General features: G+C 50.7%; 20 protein-coding genes and 1 riboswitch. Of the genes, 3 read left to right on the plus strand and 17 right to left on the minus strand.

Annotated features, from left to right (window positions below; all coding sequences use genetic code 11):
- Positions 1-10: 10 nt before the first annotated feature.
- Positions 11-1,174 (minus strand): amidohydrolase family protein, encoded by a 1,164-nt coding sequence (locus I8J30_RS11105; RefSeq protein WP_210658201.1) that lies wholly within the window; start codon positions 1,172-1,174, stop codon positions 11-13.
- 74 nt (positions 1,175-1,248) lie between these two features.
- Positions 1,249-1,357, minus strand: a riboswitch (guanidine-I (ykkC/yxkD leader).
- A gap of 221 nt (positions 1,358-1,578) precedes the next feature.
- On the opposite strand from I8J30_RS11105, the gene I8J30_RS11110 reads away from it, so the two are divergent.
- Complete coding sequence (locus tag I8J30_RS11110; protein ID WP_210658203.1) at positions 1,579-2,061, plus strand: chromate efflux transcriptional regulator ChrS; 483 nt, start codon at positions 1,579-1,581, stop codon at positions 2,059-2,061.
- A 349-nt stretch (positions 2,062-2,410) separates the two neighbouring features.
- Here the strand turns inward: I8J30_RS11110 and I8J30_RS11115 are convergent, their stop codons facing one another.
- The 5 genes from I8J30_RS11115 to I8J30_RS11135 all read right to left on the minus strand — a co-directional run bounded on the left by I8J30_RS11115 (position 2,411) and on the right by I8J30_RS11135 (position 8,332).
- On the minus strand, positions 2,411-2,758 hold the full coding sequence (locus I8J30_RS11115) for a hypothetical protein (protein WP_240548024.1): 348 nt from the start codon (positions 2,756-2,758) through the stop codon (positions 2,411-2,413).
- 243 nt (positions 2,759-3,001) lie between these two features.
- The gene (locus I8J30_RS11120; protein ID WP_210658205.1) at positions 3,002-4,408 is read right to left on the minus strand and encodes an NAD-dependent malic enzyme; all 1,407 of its coding nucleotides are present in this window, start codon (positions 4,406-4,408) and stop codon (positions 3,002-3,004) included.
- 1 nt (position 4,409) lies between these two features.
- A complete protein-coding gene (locus I8J30_RS11125; protein ID WP_210658207.1) occupies positions 4,410-5,663 on the minus strand; it encodes a Glu/Leu/Phe/Val family dehydrogenase in 1,254 nt (417 codons plus the stop codon).
- A gap of 131 nt (positions 5,664-5,794) precedes the next feature.
- Positions 5,795-7,363, minus strand: a complete 1,569-nt coding sequence (gene pruA, locus I8J30_RS11130) for an L-glutamate gamma-semialdehyde dehydrogenase (RefSeq protein ID WP_210658532.1) — start codon at positions 7,361-7,363, stop codon at positions 5,795-5,797.
- 54 nt (positions 7,364-7,417) lie between these two features.
- Positions 7,418-8,332 carry a proline dehydrogenase family protein gene (locus tag I8J30_RS11135; protein ID WP_210658208.1) on the minus strand — a complete coding sequence of 305 codons (915 nt, stop codon included), beginning with the start codon at positions 8,330-8,332 and terminating at the stop codon, positions 7,418-7,420.
- Between the two features lie 216 nt (positions 8,333-8,548).
- On the opposite strand from I8J30_RS11135, the gene I8J30_RS11140 reads away from it, so the two are divergent.
- A complete protein-coding gene (locus I8J30_RS11140; RefSeq protein WP_210658210.1) occupies positions 8,549-10,303 on the plus strand; it encodes a sigma-54 interaction domain-containing protein in 1,755 nt (584 codons plus the stop codon).
- A 61-nt stretch (positions 10,304-10,364) separates the two neighbouring features.
- Here the strand turns inward: I8J30_RS11140 and rocF (I8J30_RS11145) are convergent, their stop codons facing one another.
- The 6 genes from rocF (I8J30_RS11145) to I8J30_RS11170 all read right to left on the minus strand — a co-directional run bounded on the left by rocF (I8J30_RS11145) (position 10,365) and on the right by I8J30_RS11170 (position 16,438).
- On the minus strand, positions 10,365-11,300 hold the full coding sequence (gene rocF, locus I8J30_RS11145; protein ID WP_210658212.1) for an arginase: 936 nt from the start codon (positions 11,298-11,300) through the stop codon (positions 10,365-10,367).
- A gap of 55 nt (positions 11,301-11,355) precedes the next feature.
- Positions 11,356-12,546 (minus strand): ornithine--oxo-acid transaminase, encoded by a 1,191-nt coding sequence (locus I8J30_RS11150; protein ID WP_210658214.1) that lies wholly within the window; start codon positions 12,544-12,546, stop codon positions 11,356-11,358.
- A 41-nt stretch (positions 12,547-12,587) separates the two neighbouring features.
- Positions 12,588-13,499, minus strand: a complete 912-nt coding sequence (gene rocF / locus I8J30_RS11155) for an arginase (protein WP_210658216.1) — start codon at positions 13,497-13,499, stop codon at positions 12,588-12,590.
- A 338-nt stretch (positions 13,500-13,837) separates the two neighbouring features.
- Complete coding sequence (locus tag I8J30_RS11160) at positions 13,838-14,713, minus strand: LysR family transcriptional regulator (protein WP_210658218.1); 876 nt, start codon at positions 14,711-14,713, stop codon at positions 13,838-13,840.
- A gap of 104 nt (positions 14,714-14,817) precedes the next feature.
- Entirely contained in the window at positions 14,818-15,105 is a 288-nt protein-coding gene (locus I8J30_RS11165; protein ID WP_091216041.1) for a HesB/YadR/YfhF family protein, read from the minus strand.
- 97 nt (positions 15,106-15,202) lie between these two features.
- The gene (locus I8J30_RS11170) at positions 15,203-16,438 is read right to left on the minus strand and encodes a D-alanyl-D-alanine carboxypeptidase family protein (protein WP_210658220.1); all 1,236 of its coding nucleotides are present in this window, start codon (positions 16,436-16,438) and stop codon (positions 15,203-15,205) included.
- Between the two features lie 192 nt (positions 16,439-16,630).
- Here I8J30_RS11170 and I8J30_RS11175 point away from each other — a divergent pair, with 192 nt between their 5' ends.
- The gene (locus I8J30_RS11175) at positions 16,631-18,982 is read left to right on the plus strand and encodes a heavy metal translocating P-type ATPase (protein ID WP_210658222.1); all 2,352 of its coding nucleotides are present in this window, start codon (positions 16,631-16,633) and stop codon (positions 18,980-18,982) included.
- A 22-nt stretch (positions 18,983-19,004) separates the two neighbouring features.
- Here the strand turns inward: I8J30_RS11175 and I8J30_RS11180 are convergent, their stop codons facing one another.
- From I8J30_RS11180 to I8J30_RS11200, 5 genes are all read right to left on the minus strand, one after another.
- Positions 19,005-19,520: an NUDIX hydrolase gene (locus I8J30_RS11180; RefSeq protein WP_210658224.1), complete on the minus strand. Its 516-nt coding sequence runs from the start codon at positions 19,518-19,520 to the stop codon at positions 19,005-19,007.
- Between the two features lie 334 nt (positions 19,521-19,854).
- Positions 19,855-20,775: an aldo/keto reductase gene (locus I8J30_RS11185; protein WP_210658534.1), complete on the minus strand. Its 921-nt coding sequence runs from the start codon at positions 20,773-20,775 to the stop codon at positions 19,855-19,857.
- 125 nt (positions 20,776-20,900) lie between these two features.
- A complete protein-coding gene (locus I8J30_RS11190) occupies positions 20,901-22,052 on the minus strand; it encodes an MGDG synthase family glycosyltransferase (RefSeq protein ID WP_210658226.1) in 1,152 nt (383 codons plus the stop codon).
- Positions 22,053-22,288: 236 nt separating this feature from the next.
- Positions 22,289-23,107, minus strand: coding sequence for an MBL fold metallo-hydrolase (locus tag I8J30_RS11195; RefSeq protein ID WP_210658227.1), 819 nt, complete (start codon positions 23,105-23,107; stop codon positions 22,289-22,291).
- A gap of 129 nt (positions 23,108-23,236) precedes the next feature.
- Positions 23,237-23,557, minus strand: a complete 321-nt coding sequence (locus I8J30_RS11200) for an ArsR/SmtB family transcription factor (RefSeq protein WP_091216024.1) — start codon at positions 23,555-23,557, stop codon at positions 23,237-23,239.

Below are 23,557 nucleotides of genomic sequence, written 5' to 3' on the forward strand. Positions count from 1 at the left end.
CAACAGATCGTTACCATGCCCGATCGAATTGCTTTCCTGCAACAGCCTTCCCTTGGACAGCCACGATTTCCCTCTCGGGTACAGCTGCAATTGCATGCTCGGGATTTAATGCTTGCACTAACATGAAATCTGCTTGCGCGCCAATTTGAAATTCCAGCGGAGCTGAAGTCAGATAAGGATATACCGCACGCAGCCGCTCATCGTCATTCCACCTCTTTATCTCGGCAAGCCTTCTGCCTCGAGCCAATAGATCAGGACTTCCGAAAGGCGTCCATGCGTCCAACCCCGTATGATCAGTACCTAGTTTGATGTTCACGCCCAGCGCTGTCAGCTGATCCACTCTTGGCAACGCGGAATCGATGGGGACGCTCGTGATAATCATGATGTTCTGCTCCGCAAGTCGAGCGGCGATATCAGCAGAAGCTCCCTCGTCAATTTCTCCTAAGCAATAAGCATGACTGACAGCTACATTACCTTGCTTACTCGTTTGCTGCGTATAGTCCGCAATTCGCTCAATGGTATAGAGTCCCAGATAACTCTGATCATGCAAATGAATATCCACGCCTGCGCCATAATCCACGCTCATATCGAACACGGAATCCAAGCAAGCTTCGATTTGACGATCAACGCCCGCAGGATCGACACAACCTACAATTGTTGCCCCTTCACGAAGGGCTTGCTTCAGCAGCGCAATCGATGAAGAACGAAGTAAACCTTGCTGGGGAAAAGCCACGATCTCGATATCTACCAGGCCTCTGTACTGCTCTTGCATGTGAACGATCGTTTCCAAATGCCGTAACCCGATTTCGGGATCGATATCGACATGAACTCTTGCGCGCGTTGTTCCACTTGCCAGCATTTGATCCAGCGTTTGTATTGCGCGATCCTTCATCCCGGCCTTGTGCGGTGCCAGGAGCTCCTTCTCGAGGTGAAATTGATCGAGAATCGTGTCTGTTCTTCTTCGAGCTATCCATCGATCAGCCGGAAATTGCTTATCCAGATGCACATGATAATCTTCCAGCGTCGGAAGCATGAGCAGGTTCCGGGCATCCCAACTATTCGCAGATTCGGGCATGGGCTGATGCTTGGGAATGATGTCAACTATCCTTCCTTGATTAATGTAAATATGGTGTATCCCCTCGTTCACGAATACGTTACTTAACCATTGCCCCACTGTTTTCCCTCCTCGCCATGATTCCTCTTCCATTACAGGACAACATAAAAAGCCCGAAAAATATCAGCTAAGATATCTCCCGGGCTTTTATCCCTCCGTGTGCACGGCAGCTTGCCGTGTGACATCTCTTGGACCGAACCAATGCCTCAAGATCGACATTGTGGAACCCTAGATGTCATTTCTATTTTGTTTATTGGTCGTGATCTCTTCACTTGTGTTATGTTTATTAACATGTATATAACATAACAAACAAAATGCTGATATGCAACAGTTAAATTTTCATTTTGACGTGAAAATATCGTTTGTAAAATCTATTGGTTGGTATATTATGAATGTATGCTTACGTTTCGTAATTTTTATCGGGAATAATTCGTTTTTTGTATATCGATTATAGGAGGATGAGCATGGAAAATTACGAAAAGAAGGAATGGGCAGAATACCCGCTTGATGAGATCGACCGGAAAATCATACAGTTTCTTCACGACAATGCGAGGATATCTTACACGGACATCGGCAAGGAGATCGGTTTATCACGGGTAGCCGTTCAAGCGAGGATAAGCGCCTTACTGGAGAACGGAGTTATCGAACGTTTCACGGCCGTTATCAATCCGGCCAAGATCGGCATCCACGTGTCCGCTTTCTTTAATGTGGATGTTGAACCCTCCTACCTCCAAGAGATATCCGAGAAGCTTGCTACCGTCGATGAAGTCACGAGCTTGTATCACATGACCGGACCGAGCAAGCTGCACATGCACGCGATCTTCCCGAATATTCAAGTGATGGAATCGTTCCTGGTAGAGAAGCTGTACGCCATGAAAGGCGTCGTAAGCGTAGATTGCCAATTGCTCATGAAACGATATAAGAGTCGTTTTGGGATGAAATTGTAAGAAGCTGAGGTTGGAGCGAGGTAGAGACACGGGGTATGCAGTTAATTCAATCGCAAGCCTGTTTGTTGATTCATTTAATCGACAGCTGTGACAGCCGCCACTATCGTAATTCTAACGAATCATACAGGTCTTATTCTCGCGAAAATGGCTCTTTTAAAAATCTAACGAATCGTAGAAGCCTTATTCCGCCGAAAAAGGAGTGGGGGCATGGGATTTGGGCTAAATAAGACCTGCAGGATTCGTTAGACTTTCAAATTGACTCATTCCGGGCAAATAAGGCTTCCTGGATTCGTTAGAAAAATCACCTTTTGTTGGTCACGCTTGACTAGCGATATACAAAGGTGTGCGATCACGAGATCGTGGCGAGATCAGCAGTTACCCATCCTCTACTCTCCGCATCGGCTATTCGCTCCGCATAATCGGCAGCTCGCGCCAATGCCTCATCCTTTTGCGCTGATTCACCTATCACCGAGTATGCTCGCGCAGCAGCTTCATAGGCATAAGCGATATAGAAGGCGTCCAGCTTTGCATCCGCGCTAATCTTCATGCACTTGATGGCGTAGTCCAGCGCTTGACTGCCTTGTCCGATGACTGCGTAAACGCGGGCCAGCTGCCAGTAGCCGACAGATAGGTTCGTTGGCGTATGATCTTCCACCTGCGTCCAATGCCAGAACGAGCCGTGACACAGATGCACCATCTCTTCGCTCTCCCGCTCCGTTCGCTCTTCCTTGCTAAGCAGATCCCAAACTTTGTTGAAGCATGATGACGCCAGCTGTTTATGAATAGTCAGAACGTCCCTCTCCCTGCAAGTGTAAGATAAGTGCTACGCTATCATCATAAATAAACGTTATAAACTTGTAAACGCAAACATAACAACATGAAAAAAGCTGCAGGAAGGAAGATACTCCTAACCTGCAGCCAACAATGCCACTATAAGCGTTTACCTATATTCCGGCGGAGTCCGTCTCGCGACATTGGTCAGAATAGCCGCTTCGATGACGGCTTTGCGAACCTGAATGACGACCTGTTCGTTGAAAATACTCGGAATTATGTAGTGCTCATTAAGCTCGCTGCTGGAAACGACGGATGCGATCGCTCTTGCCGCCGCCAGCTTCATCGGTTCATTGATGCGTCTCGCCCGGCAATCGAGCGCTCCGCGGAACAGTCCCGGGAAAACGAGCACGTTGTTGATTTGGTTCGGGTAATCGCTTCGGCCCGTTGCAAATACGGCAACATGCGGAAGTGCCTCTTCCGGCGTAATCTCCGGCTCCGGATTCGCCATCGCGAATACGATGCTCCCCGGCGCCATGCGTTTCACATCTTCCTCACCCAGCACGCGCGCACGCGAAACCCCGATGAATACATCTGCACCCGCGATAACTTCCTTCAATGTGCCGCTGTTCGTTTCAACCTGCGGCTGCTCCGAGAGCCATTGCCACATCGGGTGATGCTCATACGATCCGCCGCGAACAATCGCTCCGTCTCGATCAACCGGAACAAGACGTTTCACGCCGGCTTGCAGCAGCATTTTACAGATCGAAACGCCTGCCGCACCGATGCCGTTCACGACTACACGAATGTTCTCGATCCGTTTGCCGACTACTTTAAGGGCATTCAACAAACCGGCAATGACGACAACGGCTGTACCGTGCTGATCATCATGGAAGACCGGAATATCCAGCTCATCGGCGAGCCTGCTTTCGATTTCGAAACATCGCGGGGAACTGATGTCCTCCAGATTGATGCCGCCGAAGATCGGACTCATGACCTTAATCGTCCGGATGAGTTCTTCCGTATCTTTCGTATCCAGGCAGATGGGGAACGCATCGACGCCTGCGAGCTGTTTGAACAGCATCGCTTTCCCTTCCATAACGGGTGCCGCGGCATGCGGGCCGATATCGCCTAGACCAAGCACCGCCGTTCCGTCCGTGACGACAGCGACTGTATTACGTTTTATTGTAAGCGAGTAGGCTTTATGCGGGTTCTCTGCAATCGCCGTACACACTCGCGCCACTCCCGGCGTATACACTTTCGAGAGATCATCGCGATTCTTGATCGGCAGCGTCGGCTGAATGGTGATTTTACCGCCTAAGTGAACCAAGAACGTACGGTCCGATACGTTGATGACCGTAATCCCGTCCAGTCCGCGAAGCGCGTCCACCATGACCGATTCATTTTTATCCGAGAGATCGACCGTAATATCGCGTGTTGATGTGTCATGACCCGGGCGGATTACGTCAATCGACGTAATATCCCCGCCCGCCTTGCTGATGGTTGCGGCTACATCGCCGAAGGTAACTTTCTTATGATCGAGCTCCAACCTGAAAATAATGCTAGTTTGTGCCATCTTAGACCCAACCTCTCCATCTTACGGCTTCAGCTACCCGTTTTAATCCTACCATATAGGCGGACAGCCTCATATCCGTCTTCTTCTCTTGGGAAGTGCGGTAAACATTGTTGAACGCATCCACAAGTATCTTTTTCAGACGATCGTTAACTTCTTCTTCTGTCCAATAGTATCCCTGATTATTTTGTACCCATTCGAAATACGATACAACCACGCCTCCGGCACTTGCCAATACGTCAGGAACAATCATAATGCCGCGTTCGGTCAAAATCTGTGTAGCCATATGAGTCGTCGGCCCATTCGCGGCTTCCACGAGCAGCTTCGCTTTAATAAGATGCGCATTGTCTTCCGTAATCTGATTCTCAATGGCCGCCGGAATTAGGATATCGCAATCCTGAACCAATAATTCCTGATTCGTGATGCGATTCGGGAATAGATTGGTCACGCAGCCGAATGAATCGCGGCGATCCATCAAGTGGTCAATATCAAGACCTTCCGGATTGTAGAGCGCACCGGCTGCGTCCGAGATACCGACGATCGTTGCCCCGGCGTCGTGCAGGAATTTAGCCAAATAGCTGCCGGCATTCCCGAAGCCTTGGATAATAACGCGCGCCTTCCTGATCTCGATTCCGAGCACTTTGGCCGCTTCATTCATGACGATGCTAACGCCAAGCGCCGTCGACGACTCACGGCCGATGGACCCGCCGAGCACGAGCGGTTTACCTGTAATAAACCCCGGGGAATCAAATTCGCGGATCCGGCTGTACTCGTCCATCATCCACGCCATAATTTGCGAATTCGTAAATACGTCCGGAGCCGGGATATCCTTCGTCGGTCCTACGATTTGACTGATCGCTCTTACATAACCCCGGCTAAGCCGTTCCAATTCGCCAAAAGACATTGTGCGCGGATCGCACTGAATGCCGCCTTTGCCGCCGCCATACGGCAAATTCGTAATGCCGCACTTGATGCTCATCCACATCGACAACGCTTTCACTTCCTCCTGCGTAACATCCGGATGGAAACGAACACCGCCTTTAGTCGGACCGACCGCATCATTATGCTGCGCGCGATAGCCTGTGAACACCTTCACCTTGCCATCATCCATTTTCACCGGGATACGAACGGTAAGCTGACGCAGAGGCTCCTTCAACAGCTCGTAGAAAGCGCTCTCATATCCGAGCTTAGTTAAAGCCGTTTCGATGACTTGCTGCGTTCTTGCAAGTACGTCAACATTTTCTTTGACCTTATTCATTTGTATAGGGCCCCCTCAGGTAGGTGTGAAAATAGAATGATTAACAAGGCTTGACTAGTTGGTCAGCTGGGTCAGATGAAAAAAAAGAGAAAGGCCCTCCGGGCAATTAGCTTAGAGGGCCGCAAAGTTCATTAGATTTTGCGGGAAGTCAATTTAGCTTGTGTGAAGAGCAGCAGGTAATCATAGCCGCCTGCTTTGGAATCCGTACCCGACATATTGAAACCGCCGAATGGATGAACGCCTACAAGCGCACCCGTACATTTACGGTTGATATAGAGGTTGCCGCAATGAACCGTTTCAAGCGCTTCTGCAATCCGATCCTCGTCTGTCGAGAAGTAAGAACCTGTCAAACCAAACTCGGTGTCGTTGTACATGGCGATTGCTTCCTGCCAATCCTTCGCTTTAGCAAGCGCAAGCACCGGTCCGAAGATCTCTTCCTGCATGATCCGAGCTTTGCCGCCTACATCGCCGAACACAGTCGGTTGGATGTAGTAGCCATTGCCTTCCGCTTTATCGCCGCCCACAAGCAGCGTGCCTTCTTGTTTGCCCACTTCGATGTAATCAAGGATGCGGTCATAGGACGTTTTATCAATAACGGGACCTGCTGCAAAATCATGCTCTTGCAGACCCCACTTCAGCTTCTTCGTCAACTCGACGACACGTTCAGCCACTTGATCGTATACCGATTCTACGATAACCGCACGCGAGCCTGCAGAACACTTCTGTCCTTGGAAACCAAATGCAGACGCTACGATAGCTGCCGCCGCTGCTTCCAAATCAGCTGTTTCATCGACCACGATACCGTCTTTACCGCCCATCTCCGCAATGACACGTTTGATCCAGATTTGACCCGGAACGGTATCGGCTGCAAGCTTGTTGATGCGAAGACCAACTTCTTTGGAGCCGGTAAAGCTGATGAAGCGAGTTTTCGGATGTGTCGTCAAGTAGTCGCCCACTTCTGCGCCGCTGCCCGGAATAAAGTTGATAACGCCTGCCGGCAAACCAACTTCTTCCATAAGAGCAAAAAACTTATGCGCGATGACCGGAGTTGTCGATGCCGGTTTAAGCAGTACGGTGTTACCCGAGACTACTGCTGCCGTCGTCATCCCCACGCAGATCGCTAGCGGGAAGTTCCAAGGAGGTATAACAACACCAACGCCTAGTGGAATATAAGTGATTTTGTTGTCTTCGCCCGGAATCTTCGTGAGCGGCTGCGTTTCATTCGTATTGCTTAGGCGAATCATTTCGCGACCGTAGAACTCCAAGAAGTCGATGGCTTCCGCAGTATCCACGTCAGCTTCTACATAGTTTTTACCGGACTCCAGAATCATTGTCGCGGAGAATTCATGCTTGCGCTCACGCATCAGGTGAGCGGCTTTGAACAAGTATTCCGCACGCTCGCGAGCAGGCACCTTTTTCCACGTTTCGAACGTAGTCAGCGCTGCTTGCATCGCTTGTTCGGCAAGCTTCTGATCGGCTTTGCTCACATAACCGATCACTTCGTCCACATTACCGGGGTTGATCGACGTAATTTTCGCTTCCGTCTCGATCTTCTCGCCGCCGATCGTAAGCGGATAATGACGACCCAATTCAGATTTCACCTTTGCAATTGCCGCTTGCATGGCTTTCTTATTCTCTTCCAGTGCAAAGTTCGTAAACGGCTCGTTCGCATATGGTTTCACTTCTGTAAATGTTTTCATCATTGTCAGGCTCCTCTCCCGGTTACGGGTCTATTGTATTCGTAAGGCTATTATTTACTTAAACATGTTCTTGAGAACGAACCAAACGTTAGCCGGACGTTCTGCCAGGCGGCGCATGAAATAACCGAACCAATCGACGCCGTACGGCACATACACGCGAACACGGTAGCCTTCTTGCACAAGCTGTTTCTGCAGATCCTCGCAGATACCGTACAGCATTTGGAACTCAAAGCGTTCCTTCGAAATACCCTCAACTTGAACGAATGCTTTCGTAAAATCGATAATGGCAGGATCATGGCTGGCGACAGCCGTATAATTGCCGTTCTTCATATGCTGCTGAATAATCCGTTTCAGATTATCATCCACATCTTTCTTCTCCGGGAACGCCACGTCAGGCGATTCCTTATAAGCGCCTTTCACGAGGCGCAAATTAGCGCCAAGCGCATTTAAATGCTCGATATCCTGCTCGGTCCGGTACAAATACGCTTGAATGACAATGCCGACATTATCGAATTCTTTGCGAAGTTCCTCATAAATATCGAGCGAAACTTGGCAATGCGCGTAATCTTCCATGTCAATACGGACAAAATTATTATGCGTCCGGGCGCGAGTCAAAATCCGTCTCATATTGCTCATGCAAAGCTCGCGGCTGATATCCAGGCCAAGCGAGGTCATCTTGAGCGACAGATTGGAAGTAACACCGGAGCTTGCGATCGCATCGAGTGTCTGAATACACATCTCTGCGGACTCACGTGCCTCTTCTTCACTAAACACAAATTCACCCAAGTGATCCAGCGTCGCAATACGACCATCCTCATTGAGTTTACGTACGGCATCTATCGACTGTTTAATCGTCTCGCCTGCGACAAAACGGGCTGCGCCGAAGCGAAGACCATATTTCTTAGCTAAACGGTTGGCAGATCGGCTCTTGCCCAATGCTTGAAACATATTTCGAAGCATCACTTCCATGCGATCAAGTCCCCCCCCCGTGGAGTTGTACAAAGTTGTTCATTTCACTACAAAGAATTATACACTCAAATTCGATTTTTGAACAGTATTTGTTCAATAAAAGTGTTCAACCAATGTTTTGAACAACTGTACAAGCCGATCCATGGGCAATTCTGTTGAATAAGTTCGACAAAGTATGGTAAGTTTGAGTCATCTTACGCCATAGCGAGGGCCATTATGTTCAAAATTGAACAACTACTATTGAACAATCAAGTGATGTTTCTGCCTGGCGCAGCGACAGTGGAACAACTGCTGCAACCATTAAGAGAAAACAAAGCCGTCATTCTTGCTATTAAGGAAGACATCAAACAAGCTGTCCTCGTCATTCCCGAGGATCTGGCTCTCTTGGAGAGCGGGCTTCTTAATAAGCATGCCTCCGTACAGGAGCTGCTTGGCGAGAACCCTTGGTTTCGTTCTTCCCTTTGCGAAGTATTGAATGACTCCTTTCATCCAGTCCCCTTCGCAACGAATCGCCCTGTCCTTCTCCGCGAAACGAGCGGCACGATTCTGGGCTATATTTCTTTATCTGATCTGGTCCGTCATCTCCATTCGGAGCAGCAGCGCTGGTCAGCCTACTTCAAGACGCTCTCGGAGACCGTTACGGAAGCAGTTACGGTCGTCGATCGAAGCGGCGAGGTGATCTGCTGGAACCCGGTCGCCGAAGAAATCTACAACTTGCCTAAATCCGATATTCTTGGCCGGCGCATCGGGGAGCATTTTGAAACCGAAACGCTGATGGTATTGAAAATACTCGACGAAGGCAGATTGATTCGCAACACCTATCATCGACCTCGCGAAGATACCCATGTTCTAATAAATGCCGCTCCCATTCGCGATGCTCAAGGCGTGATTATCGGCGGTATCGCAGCTGAACAGGATATTACGCAGCTGGTGCGGCTTAATGAACAATTGAGCTCTGCTCACACCTTCTCGCATCTGCAGAAATCCGCCGATAAGGAACTGTTTTCCCTCATGAAAGGCAAAGGTCCGGCCATCGGCAAAGTGATGCAATGGGCTAAGAAGGTCGCGGCAACCGACACCCCTGTTCTGCTAATCGGCGAAGGCGGCGTAGGTAAAGAGCAGCTCGCGCAGATCATTCATAATTCGGGACCGCGCGCCGATCACGCGTTCCTGTCCGTGAATTGCGGCATCGTTCCAATGGGCCTGCTTGAAACGGAGCTCTTCGGTTTCCAAGGCGGTGCTTTCACCGGTGCGGAATCCGGGGAAGCCGGCAAGCTGGAGCAAGCAAAGGACGGCACCTTGTTCATTAATGAAATCGACCGTCTGTCTCTGGAACTGCAAGCTAAGCTGTACCACTATATTTCCCGGCAAACGATCACGCGTACAGGCGGCAGCAAACCCATCGCGCTGCGAACGCGCATCATTGCGGCATCGACGACTGATCTGGCGGCCAAGGTAGCAGAGCAACAATTCCGGTCCGATTTGTATTATGCGCTGAATGTCGTCTCCCTCTCCATCCCGCCGCTGCGGGAGCGACCGGAAGATATTCCAGCGATGCTGCAGATGTATCTGAAGCAGTTCTCGCTTCATTATCAGAAGCCGCTTCCTGCCCTGTCCCCGGAAGTCATGCTGGCGTTTGCCAATTACGATTGGCCGGGCAACATTCTGGAGCTGCGCAATGTCATCGAACGCTGCATCATTCTAAGCGATGAAGACACGCTGACATTAGAACATTTGCCTGCAGCCCTTCAAGCGAAACAGCCAAGCTTGGCGCTTACCCGCAAGGATGCCGACGCCTCCACTTCCGATGGGGAGAAGCGACTGAAAGCAAGCAGCAACAACGAAGAAGAGCAGCTGCTCATACACGATGCGCTTGCCAAGACTGCCGGCAATAAGAGCGCCGCGGCGAAGCTGCTCGGCGTATCCAGAGGAACGCTGTACAACAAGATGAAGGAATTCGGTTTGGAATAAAGATAAAAGCCGCTGCGAGCGATCCTAAGATCGCGGTCGTAACGGCTTTTCTGCATGTGCGTTATAGGATTCGTTTACCTAGCAAGGATGCAATAAGTCCAATGGCAAGTCGCGCTGTGCGGCGGCTTTCATCCATCATGCCATTCACTTCAACGACATCGATGGAGATAATGCGGTTGGTCTCAGCCAGCAGCTCGCAAGCAAAATGCGCTTCACGATACGTCAGTCCCCCCGGCACTTGCATGCCAACTCCCGGCGCTTCCATTGGATCCAGGCAGTCTGCGGAGAAGCTTACGTGGATGCCGTCCGTACCTTGTCCTGCAATTTCAACTGCTTTGGCAATGACCTTCTCAATCCCCATCCGGTCAATCTCATGCATCGTGAATACGGTAATCCCTTCGGACAGAATGAGCGCTCGCTCTTCGGGTTCTACATCACGGACTCCGATAAGTACTACGTTCTCCTTCTTAATGGCAGTCGCGGATACCCCATTTGTGATATCTGTCAGCGCAAGCTTTGCTTTGCCAAGCGCGACGGCTAGCGACATTCCGCCCATTTTGCCGGTAGGTGTGTTCTCTTCCGTGTTGAGCCCCGCATGTGCATCAAAGTAGATGACGCCGATGCTCGCGATCTCTTTCGCAAGTCCTGCCAATGCTCCGATCGTTACGCTGTGGTCTCCTCCGAGCACGAGCGGCATGCTGCCTTTGCTCACTTCCTGCGCGACCAAATCCGCCACTTGTCTGCTCATTTCCTTCACTTCAGGCAAATGCTTAAGGCTTGAATCTTTGGCAGACGCCGCTGTCGGCTTCTGTGGGCACTTCACTTTATGTTCGCCTACGATCTCATAGGCGGTCTTGCGGAGCTGACGCAATAATCCAACCTGCATCATCGTTTCCGGTCCCTCTTCTGTACCGGGACGTCCCGCTCCGAGTCCGAAAGGCACCGCAATCAGACTTAGTTTCTTCTTGTTTTCTGCCGCTTGGTTCAATTCTGCCATCGTGGCCCACCATCCTACTCGTCGTCTGCGTGCTAATTGCCGGCATCAGCCGGTTTTAGAAAAGCTGCTTGATTCGCGCGAGCGCCCAATCCAGCTGTTCTTTCGTAATCGTAAGCGGTGGCGCGAAGCGAATGGTCGTTTCATGCGTTTCTTTGCACAAAATTCCGAGCTCCTTCAGCTTCTCGCAGTAAGGCCGAGCTTCGCCGTACAGCTCAAGGCCAATAAACAGCCCGCGTCCGCGTACTTCTTTAATAACCGGATTATCAATCTGACGAAGCTGCTCGAGGAAATAAGCGCCGAGCTCATTCGAGCGTTTCACCAGCTCTTCATCCTGAAGCACATCGAGTGCGGCGATCGCAACCGCGCAGCCGAGCGGATTGCCCCCGAATGTTGAACCGTGCGAACCTGGGCTGAATACGCCGAGAATCTCCTCATTTGCCGCAACGGCAGAGATCGGGAACACACCGCCGCCGAGCGCTTTCCCCATGATGTACATATCCGGTACTACCGATTCCCAATCACATGCGAACAGCTCGCCTGTACGGCCGAATCCCGTTTGGATTTCGTCCGCTACGAAGAGTACTTGGTTCGCTTTGCATAGATCTGCCGCAGCCTTTAGGAACCCTTCCGTCGGAATGATGATGCCGGCTTCACCTTGGATCGGCTCGACGAGAAACGCTGCCGTGTTCGGTGTAATTGCTGCGCGAAGCGCTTCAAGATCGCCGTATGGGATGATTTTGAAGCCTGGTGTAAACGGTCCGAACCCTTGCTTATATTCCTCCGAGGAAGAGAACGACGTCACCGTAATGGTCCGTCCGTGAAAATTGCCTTCACACACGATAATTTCCGCTTGATCTGCCGGCACCTGCTTCACATTGTATGCCCAGCGGCGAACCGCTTTGAGCGCTGTCTCAACTGCTTCCGCGCCAGTGTTCATTGGCAGTATCATGCTTTTCCCGGTCAACGCGGTCAGCTTCTCATAGAACACGCCAAGCAGATCGTTATGGAATGCGCGGGAGGTTAGCGTTACTTTGTCTGCTTGCTCCTTGAGCGCTGCGATAATGCGAGGATGGCGGTGTCCATGATTCAGTGCCGAATACGCGCTCAGCATATCCATGAATTTGTTGCCTTCCGGATCTTCTACCCATACGCCTTCAGCCTTCGAAATGACGATCGGCAGCGGATGATAGTTCGGGGCGCCGAAGCGCTCCGTCTGTTCGATAATGCGATTAGTCACGGTACCCATATTGGCACTCTCCCTTACGATGTCTCTTACAGCATATGCGGTTAAAGGATACGTTCGCCAAACACCGATCCGATCAATTCCACTGCAGCCATTGCCGTCTTATTATGTTGATCCAGCATCGGATTCACTTCCACGAATTCCGCGGACACAAGTATGTTGCGTTCGAAGAGCAGCTCCATCGCAAAATGGCTCTCTCTATACGACATCCCGCCTGACACCGGCGTGCCTACGCCCGGCGCTTCAAACGGATCCATGCCATCGAGATCCAAGCTCAGATGGACGCCGTCTGTACCGTTCGTTACAATCTCCATGGCTTCTTCCATGACCTGCTTCATGCCGTTGCGGTCAATGTCATGCATGGTGAAGACGCGAATTCCTTTCTCCTTCAGAAAAGCACGTTCACCCGGGTCAATCGAACGCGCTCCTATAATGACTACGTTCTCCGGACGCAGCTTCGTCTCCAAGCCGCCAATTGCTACTAGATCAGGATGCCCGTAACCGAGCACGGCTGCCAGGGACATGCCGTGAATATTACCGGAATGTGTAGTTTCATGGGTATTGACGTCAGTATGAGCATCAAACCAAATGACGCCAAGCCGTTTCACATGCTGCAAAACACCTTTAATGGTTCCGATTGCAATGCTATGGTCGCCGCCAAGCACGAGCGGGAATTGGCCTTTACTCATTTCAGCGGATACTTGTTTGGCAAGCTCCGTGTTGACGCGGACGATTTCGCTTAGGTGCTTCAATTTCTCGCCTTGCTTCGGAGCTTCAAGCTTGCGCTGAACGCTAAGATCGCCGAGATCCTCTATGTTAAAGCCGAGCGCTTTCAGTCGTTCATGAAGATTCGCACCTCGAATCGCGTCCGGGCCCAAGTCGACGCCTTTGCGATCTGCACCATATTGCAGCGGCACACCGATAATGGAAATGTTGTTGTTTTTCACCGCGTTCATCTGCTGCACTCCTTCCGTATCTTCAAGTATGTCCATTGTAGCATAGCGATTTTTATAGAAAAAATTGAAATAGTTAATGATAACAATTGAGAAAACCTATGTATGATTATGCAGAGCTTTGTTCGACGCGAGGGAAAGGGATTGGGTGCGGGGTTACGACCGTTTCTTGTACTCGAATGAATTTCGAACTATATCCTGCGACTATTCTTCGAGTACAAATACGTACGCTGGCGCTTCTCCACTCCCGCACCAATCCCCTCCTTGAGCAACTTTGAGAAGCGAAAAACCTTCAATCCGTTTACAACTCGGATTGAAGGTTTTGGGTTAGGAGTACGAATTTAATCCCACTCTTTCCAGATTCGCTGGACGATTTCGGAGAAGGATTGGATGTTTTGTTCGGCGATCCTTTTCTTGAGGATGACCATGGAGGTTTCGATTTTGCCTGGGAAGCGGTGGATTTCGGCCAGTGTGCCTTTGCGGAGCTCGTCTTCGACGAGCGCTGAGCCGAGCAATGCGGTACCGGTATGATAAAGCACGGTGCGTTTGATGGTTTCGTCGGTGACGCATTCGATATATTTGTCAGGGGTGAAGCCGTACTCCTGCAAGCATTCGTTCACGAGCCGCTGGATGTTGGACCCGGATTTGTATGTAATGAACGGATAGGTTTCGAGCAATGTGCGCGTATCGTGTTTCTCGAACAGTTCTTTGGTCGTGACGAGGACGAGATCTTCTTTGCCAAGGGGCATAAGCTCCATCTGCTGCGAATCGCAAGGTCCCGCGATAATGGCAAGATCCGCTTCGTTCGTGGCAACCTTCTTCATGGCATCATTGCTGTCGCATGAGAACAGCTGCAGCTTCACCTTCGGATTTTGCGAAATATAAGAATGGATGATAAGCGATAGATATTGGGTACAGTAAAATTCAGGCGCTGCTACGGTTAATAAGCCATGCGGGTTATCCAGTTTGCGGAGCTCCGCTTCCATCTCTTCCATCAATGCGAATGTCTGATCGACGTATTGTTTGACGAGCTTCCCGGAAGGTGTAAGGTATGTTTTCTTCCCAACACGATTCAATAAGGTAACGCCAAGCTCGCTCTCGAGCGACTGCAGCTGCAACGTAATGGTCGGCTGTGTGTAGCCGAGCATTTGGGCTGCTTTTGTAAGATTAAGTGTATCGGCAACTACTTGGAAGGTCTTATATTTCTTGAAATCCATGCGACAATCCGCCTTTGACAAGCCATAATGACTCATTATAGAGGTGAACGCAAAGAAGGGCAAGCACGGGGCCGGCCCTTCTACTCTACGGTATTGTTCAACTTTTACACGAGGTCTATCCAGATGTCATCCTCTTGCTCGTTAAACCGAATCTGTAACTCGCGATCCTCCAGATACCACAAATTGTCCGCTTCCATGAAGAACGTAATGCCTTCCACTACTTGATGAAGTCCCGGTTCTCTTGGTTCATCCTTCATAATCCCGAGCGAATAGCCTGGTTGAACACTGCCGCTGCCACCTAAACGAACGAAAATACGCAATTGATCGCCATCCGACAATTCCATTTCTCTGATATACCAGCGTGCGGCCGATTGTTCTACCATTATCCTCATCGCTTCCATCTCCTCATTTTGGATACGGTTACATTGTATATATACGCCGTCCAGCCCGCTTTTACCTCTTTGTTCGCAAAATCGATGCCTATTTCTGCTACATCCCTCGGGATCGCTCCTGTTTCTGACGTTTAAGCCTCAAATACGCGAGCACCGCCAGGTACGCGAGCAATGACATCCATAGGATAAAAATCGTCAGCTTCGTGCTTCCCGAAGGCTCGTCGCTTTGCACGTCTGCCGCCATTTTCACATCTTCTTCCGGACTTGGCGTAACCGAAGCAACGGACACGGGAAGCTCAGTCCTGACTGGTTCCATTGTACCAGCATCTACCGTCCCTATCGAGCTGGTTACCAAAACATTTCCTTGGGAGGTTACGGAAATTGCAGGCGTTTCTCCTTTGGGGAGTACAGCCCACATCGGTTCGGCAGCTATGAATTCAGCAGGTGAGCTGCTTGTGAAGGGATACGAATCATTGGCTGCGATCAGCTGCTTCAGTTCATAATGTTCAAAGCCATAGTCAAGCAAATGGGTCATATCTTTATAGACGGCTGTTTTGGATGGGGATTTCAAAATAACGCCGATCAATTCCATCCCATCGCGTTTCGCCGACGTGACAAGTGTAAAGCCCGCCGCTTCGGTATAACCGTTCTTGATACCCGTTGTACCTTCATAATCTTTGAGCATTTGGTTGTGGTTAATAAGTGACGAGGTCCACTCTTTCCCCACCCAAGGCATTCGTTTCGTAGCCACGATTTTGCGGAAGACTTCGTTTTGCATCGCATATCTGCTGATCCGAGCCATGTCTAGGGCGGTTGTAACCTGTGCTTCGTCCGGCAACCCGCTCGGGTTGACGAAATTGGTGTGCTCCGCGCCGGCTTTTTCTTTGACAAAAGCATTCATTCGTTCCGCGAATTGAGCCTTAGATCCGTCTATATATTCGGCGATCGCCGTTGCGGCATCATTGCCGGAATTCATGAGCATGCCGTAAAGCAGCTTCTCCAGCGACACCTGCTCGCCTTCAGCCAGGTAAATTCGCGTCCCCTCTTCGCCCCGGGCTTCCTTTGATACGGTTACCAAGTTCGATAAAACGCTTTCATACTCTAAAGCGACAATGCCTGTTACGATCTTGGTAATACTTGCCGGAAACTGCTGTTTCTCGGCGTTCTTCTGAAACAACACGGTCCCGGTTTGAGCGTCCATCAGAATGGCCGATTCGGAGGCTAAGTTGGGCTCAGCCTGTACAGCCTCTTCTGCATAGACTGGAACAGCAAAACAGAAAACTTGGATGAGAAGAAGCAATGCGCTTATGCGCTTAATTGTGTTTTGAGCCATGACAGTAAATGACCTCCTAGTACGCTCGAAGCCTGCATCTGTTATTAACGTACCATCTGGAAAGGCTGTACTTCAATTATTATTTTGTGGCATCTGACAAAAGCTAAGGCAGAACGGTTTGACAGCCCATCAGGTTCAACCTATTCTAAAGGCAAGATCTCACAAATCGAGGGTGCAGAGAGGGTTGTCTCCATGAATGAATATCGAGTAAAAGGGCTCTCATGTGTCAGTTGTACATTAGAGCTCGAACGCCGGATTCGCAAGCTTGAGCACGGCAATGAAGCTTCTCTGAGCTACACATCCGGCAAGCTGAGGCTCCCTCCGCTCGTGTCACTTCAAGCCGTGGAGAAGCTGCTTAAGGAAGAGCGCGCTTTCATCGTACAAGAGGTTGGCGAGAAAACCAGCGAGAACGATCCAGCAGTTGGACATAAACATGAGCATGGATGCGGGCACGATCATGGACATGATCATGAGCACGGGCATCCTCAGCAGCACGAACACGAGGACGATCATGAACATGGTCAGGAACATACTACTGGACATCAACAAAAACACTGTCATGACCATGATCACGGCGATTCGCACCAGCACAAAGGCCATGATCACAGTCACGAGCACGGGCATGATGGTCACGACCACGATCACTCTCATGCGCATGGTGGCAGTCTTCTCGAAAATAAAGGCCTCATTGCGGCGGCTGTGTTATATGGCGCAGCATTTTTTGCACAGGAGTATTGGATTTCCGGACTTATCATTACGCTCTATCTCATATCCATCTTTCTAAGCGGCTACACCACTTTCATGCGCGGCCTCAGGAACTTACTCAAACTTAGGTTCAATATCGATACCTTAATGACCATCGCGCTCATTGGCGCGATCGGCATTCAGGAATGGAAGGAAGCGGCCTTCGTGTCGCTCCTGTTTGGCATAAACGAGTGGTTGGAAGGCCTCGGCATGGAGAAGGCGCGCCGATCGATGTCTGCCTTGCTTGATTCGGCTCCGAAGGAAGCTCTGACCGTGGTGAATGGAACCGAGAAGCTCGTACCTATCGCATCCCTTCGCAGGGGGGATCTCGTCATTGTAAAGCCGGGCTCTCAAATCCCATCGGACGGCAAGGTTGCAGGAGGTCGAAGCTCTGTAAGTGAAGCAGCCATTACCGGGGAATCGCTTCCTGTTGATAAGACAGTTGGGGATCCGGTATTCGGCGGCAGCTTGAATAACGAAGGCGTGCTTCATGTAGAGATCGAGAAAGCCTATCACGACTCGTCGCTTGCTAAGATTTTGCATTTGGTCGCCGAAGCGCAAGAAACCAAGACACCGACAGAGCTGTTCATCAACCGCTTCTCTCGTATCTATACGCCGATCATTATGATCATTGCTGCAGTTGTCATTTTGGTGCCGCCGCTGTTGTTAGATGGCTCTTGGAGCAAATGGCTGTATCAAGGTCTGGCCGTGCTAATCGTCGGTTGTCCTTGCGCGCTCATTCTCTCCTCCCCTATCGCCATTATCTCGGGGATTACCCGAAATGCTAGAAACGGGATCCTCGTCAAAGGCGGCGTGTACTTAGAACAGCTCGGCAAAATCAACACCTTAGCGTTCGATAAAACAGGGACACTTACCCGAGGGGTACCGGTTGTCGAGGAGGCAATCGTGTATGAAGAGGAACGGTTCTTCACGATAGCCGGAACAATAGAACGCAGCTCCTCGCATCCTTTGGCCAAAGCCATTATGAAAGCTGTCACCGATCACGGAGCTGAACTCTTGCATGCAGAAGACATTGAGACATTGCCAGGTCGCGGGGTGAAGGCTGTTATTTCCGGTCAAACCTACTGGCTGGGAAACGAACACAGTCTTGCACACCTGGTTGTGCAGCCGGAAGTCCAAGAACAATTGAAACAGCTCAAAGAACGCGGTCTGACGGTCGTACTCGTGGCAGATGACGCGAACGTGCTCGGATTTTTCGGGATCGCAGATGAAATTCGCGAAGAGAGCTCCGCCGTCATGAATGCGCTGCACCACCTTGGCATGAAGCGAACTGTGATGCTGACCGGTGATCATGCCATTTCCGCTCAGAAAGTAGCACAGCGCGTCGGCGTAACGGAGTACTATGCAGAGCTGCTGCCCGAGGACAAGGTAAACAAGATCCAAGAGCTCGCAAAAGAAGGCCGCGTCGCGATGATCGGAGACGGCATTAATGATGCTCCTGCTTTAGCCTTCGCGAATCTCGGCATTGCAATGGGCAAAGGAACGGACAGTGCCATTGAAACCGCAGATATTGTGCTGATGCAGGATCACCTGGGAAAATTGCCTGAAGCGATACGAGTCGCCAAACGCATGAACCGCATTATTTTCTTCAACATCTCATGCGCGCTTGGTCTGAAGCTAATCGCTTTGCTGCTCACGATTCCCGGCTGGCTGACCTTATGGATCGCCATCTTATCCGACATGGGGGCTACGGTCTTCGTCACTCTTGTCAGTTTAACGATCCTTATCGGAGCCAACAAACCGATAGAACCAACACAAAAAAGGAGACACGGCGGTTAGCCGCGTCTCCTTTTTTGTGTGTTTACTTGCTCGACTGGATGCTTACATGCCGTGTGCCGACATCCGAAGATATCGGTATGGCTTCATAGGCGGTTAATTGATTATTGTCGATGATACAACGATGCTCGTAACAGGCTTCTCCGGACAAGACCGCAGGCAAATAGTTCGGTATGATGATGCCCATCCCATGATTGCCTTTGCCAAGCACCCACGACTTTTCCTTCCACTCTAACAAGCCTTCATCTATTCTCAGCGGCGTGTTTAGCTTGATATGCTCAGGTACGGATACGCGGAACACATACATGCCCCCGATATCTACATGATCCACTTGCCATGACACAATTCCGCAATACCGGAAGTTCGTGAGGCTCAGCCCCGTCTCTTCCGCGACTTCCCGTTCCACGCCGGCGAGCGGCGTTCCCCCCGCTTCCAGCTTGCCACCTACGCCGTTCCACAGCCCCATCGCCGGCGGACGATCTCGATTCAATAACAGCAGCTTGTCCCCTTGTTCGATAAAACAAATCGTATACTTGTACATCCCACGCCTCCACATGATTGAGCTGATCATTATGACTAGTTTAGCATGGAATTGTGTCGGAAGCCTCAACGGGAAGGCTGAGAATCGGGAAAACCGACGCTCAGCTGCAATTCGGAGCTTTATTGTTGCTGAGAGTCGGGAAATCCGTCTCTCGACTACTCAAACTAGCCGATATGCTCGATCGTTGAGCCTGAGAGTCGGGAATACCGACGCTCAGCTGCAATTCGGAGCTTTATTGTTGCTGAGAGTCGGGAAAACCGACTCTCACATACCTCCACCCACAAAAAAAAAAGGTTGAACAGGAACCTCCTGTTCAACCTCCACCTTACAAACGCTACTTCTGCACATCCTGCGGATGGCTCGATTCCAGCAGCGCGACGACGCTTGCGTTGGAATCGACCTGCGCCGGGTTCTTGCAGCCCGGAATAACGGCCGTCACTGCCGGGTGCTTCAAGCACCATGCGAGCGCCCATGCCGCCATATCGACGCCGGCCGGCACTTCTTCTGCCGCGATGCGCTGCACTTCCTGCAGCTTCTGCACCGTGCTCTCGCGGTCATGGCGATGGCGCACATCCGTGACATCGAATACCGCATCCGGCTTATACTTGCCGCTGAGATATCCGCTTGCGAGCGGAACGCGCGCCAGCACGCCGAGGTCCTGTCTCAAGCAGGAAGGGAACACTTCCTCCTCCGGCGCCTGATCAAGGCGATTATAGACCACTTGAATTACCTTAGAGCCGACCTGCGTGGACGCATCAACCTGATGGATGTTACGGTTGCTGCCGATTGACGTGCCGAGGTGTTTGATTTTGCCGGCTTGCGCCTGCTTGTCCAGCACCGTCCACAGCTCGTCATTATCGAAGACCGCATCCGGTCCGGAATGGAATTGGTACAAATCCACGTAATCCGTCTTCAGCGCGGACAGCGAAGCATCAAGCTGCCTAATGACGTCTGCCGCAGAGAAATCATCCGTACGCGTGAAACGTTCATGGAAATGATGGCCGAACTTCGTCGCTACGATCCAATCTTCGCGTTTGCGGCGGGATAGATAATCACCGATAAGGGCTTCGGATAAATGATCGCCATAACACTCCGCAGTATCGATCAGGTTAATGCCAAGCTCTGCACCGCGGTCCAAAATCGCATCCGCCTCAGCCTGCGTAAAGGACTGTCCCCATTCACCGCCAAATTGCCATGTGCCGATTCCGATGACAGATACGTTCAGATCGGTTTTACCAAGTCTGCGATATTGCATGCTCATGTTCTGTTTCGCCTCCGATTTCCCACTATAATTCTTGAGCAGATTAGAATCGCCCACTCCATCATTACTGTTCTAACACATGGCGCCGCATGAATCAAATCGCGCCACATCCAGCCCTATCAAACGGTTTGTTTATTCGATTGCGCAATCAGCTCCGCGACCAGTCCTGCGGCTGCTTCCGCGGAGTATGGCTTGCTCACTTTCTTCGCTTGTCTGCGCATCATGTCCAGCCGAGCCGGCGATTTCAGCAGCATGCGCATGGTAGAGAGCAGATCTGCCTCGTCCTCGATGTGTATCGCCGCGCCGCTGTTGCGCAGGAAATTTGCATTATCAATCTCTTGTCCGGGGAGCGGCTTATAAATCAGCATCGGCAAGCCGACAGCGAGCGCCTCGGAAGATGTAAGTCCGCCGGATTTCGTAAGAAGCAGATCGGATGCCGCCATCAGCTCAGGCACTCGGTCCGTAAAGCCCGTGACGACAATCGGCAGCTTATGAGCAAATTTCAGCCGTGTAAGGTGAAGTCTGAGTTTGTCATTATGCCCGCAGACAAAGATCATTTGAGCGTGGAGTTCTTTTCGAGCCAGGGACAAGCATAACGCTTCCCCAATCTCCTGCCCCATCAAACCGTTGCCGCCGCCCATGACAAGAACCGTCGGACGTTCCGGATCAAGCCCGATCTCGGTTAATATCGCGGTTTTGTCATAGGCACCGTTATACTCCGGACGAATCGGGATGCCCGTCACCGAAATTCGCTCGGGTTCAACGCCGACTCTGGACAAGCTATGCGCAACCTCAATGGAGCCCACGACATAATAGTCCGTCTCCGGATATAACCAATAGCTGTGATCCGTAAAATCCGTAATAACCGTGACTGTCGGAACTTCATAAAGTCCGTTATCTTTCATAAAAGACATCGCTCCGGCAGCCAGCGGAAAGGTGGATACCACAACGGAAGGTTTGATCGTTTGCAGCATCGTCAGAAATTTCCCGAGTCCGAGCGCCTGCATAAACTTCAAGCTGCTCGTCAATCGATTATGATGACGAGTTTTGCCATAGAAGTAGCCATAGGTTTTCGGAAAGGTTTGCACACCGTTCAGATAGACATATTTGCTAATAGGATGAACCCTAGGATGAGCCTCCGCCATGTAATCCATGATCTCTGCTTTAATTTCAGGATGAAGTGCAGCCAGTGCTCTCCGGAGCGCATGGGCTGCCTGAATATGCCCGGACCCATAATCGCCGGTCAGAATCAGAATCGGTCCTTTCTCCATCAACGTCTCCCCCTCAAGTCGTTTCGAAGGCATATGGATGCTTTGCACCGAATGAACAAACTACCCCAAATTAATTTGGCTAGTACCATCAATATACGTTATAAATCGCATGCTGATGCTCGTTTTGACCTAATCTTTACTTTGGTGTTTTTGTAAACCGATCTTTCCTCTTCATTCGGTACCGGGCTTCCCTATTCCTTCAAGACCAGTAAACGGATTCATAAAACGTTGACCTGTTAAAAGAATCGCGTTTCCCCCGGCTGGAACAGGTGGAACTTCTGACCCCGGAACTTGCCGAGCAGCGCATCCATAAAACCGGCAATACCTTCGCTATTATTAGGATAAAGGTCATAGTGGAGCGGGATGACCACGTCCATGCGCAATTCCGCCGCAAAAGCCGCCGCCTCGTACGCATTCATATTGCCGACAACGCCAAGTCGATTTCGAAACAAATCCCTTCCGTTAATCGGCAGCATGCCGATGTCTATCCGATAGGGCTGCAGCATCTCGATCAGCTCATCTTGCACCAGCGTATCCCCGGCGTGATAGATGGTCAAACCATCCCATTGCAGGATGTAGCCTAAATATCGATCCCAGCCGTCCTCATCCATTTCTCGCTCTTCATGCCAGGAGGCTATAGGATGAATGATCAGATCAGCATCACTCTGCAGAGACGCACCGTATCTCAAAACAAGAATCCGATCCGGAGAAATTCCGATATCCGCCAGCAACTGCCGGCAGGCAAGCGGCCCCCCGAACTTACAGGCAGGCGAAGCTTCTGCAAGTACCGCCAATGTTTCCGGATCCAGATGATCCTGATGCTCATGGGTAAGAAGAACAAGATGGAGATCCTTTAGCTCGGAAGGATGTACGGGCGGTGCATAGCCGCGCGTCCAATACCCTTCCGGATAACCGGTTAATCGGTCGACAGAGTCCGTCAAATAAGGATCAATGGCGACATGAAACCCGTTGCGGCGAATGATGACACCGACTTGTCCAATGTACTGGATGGATGTCTGTGCCTGAATAGTTGCGGTTGATGGATCATGGATCATTTTGGAAGCCCCCTTCTTCAATTAGCGTATCAGAAAAAGTGCCGTCTCGGAAGCGTTTACCTTTCTATGCGGCAATAAAAAAGTGACCGCACCGGTCTCCACCGGTACAGCCACTCGTGATAAACAGATTTAGTCAGACTCAACAAAGCGCTGAAGCGCTGACATTTTATTTTCCCAGAAGCGTTCATAATAATTGAGCCAATTCTTGAGCTCCTGCAGCGGCTGCGTTTCCAGTCGGTAACGAGTTTCACGTCCGACCTTCCGTTCCTTGACAAGACCGGCCTCTGCCAGAATGCGGAGATGCTTCGATACGGCAGTACGCGTCATTGGAAAATATCCCGTAATCGCCGTCACCGGCATTTCCCGATCGACCAGCAGCTTCAATACCTCGCGCCTTGTTGGATCGGCGATGGCTTGAAACACATCATGCTTCGCTGATGGTAGTGCCAT

It is taken from the genome of Paenibacillus lignilyticus (genome assembly GCF_017942085.1).
Classification (GTDB): Bacteria; Bacillota; Bacilli; order Paenibacillales; family Paenibacillaceae; genus Paenibacillus_Z; species Paenibacillus_Z lignilyticus.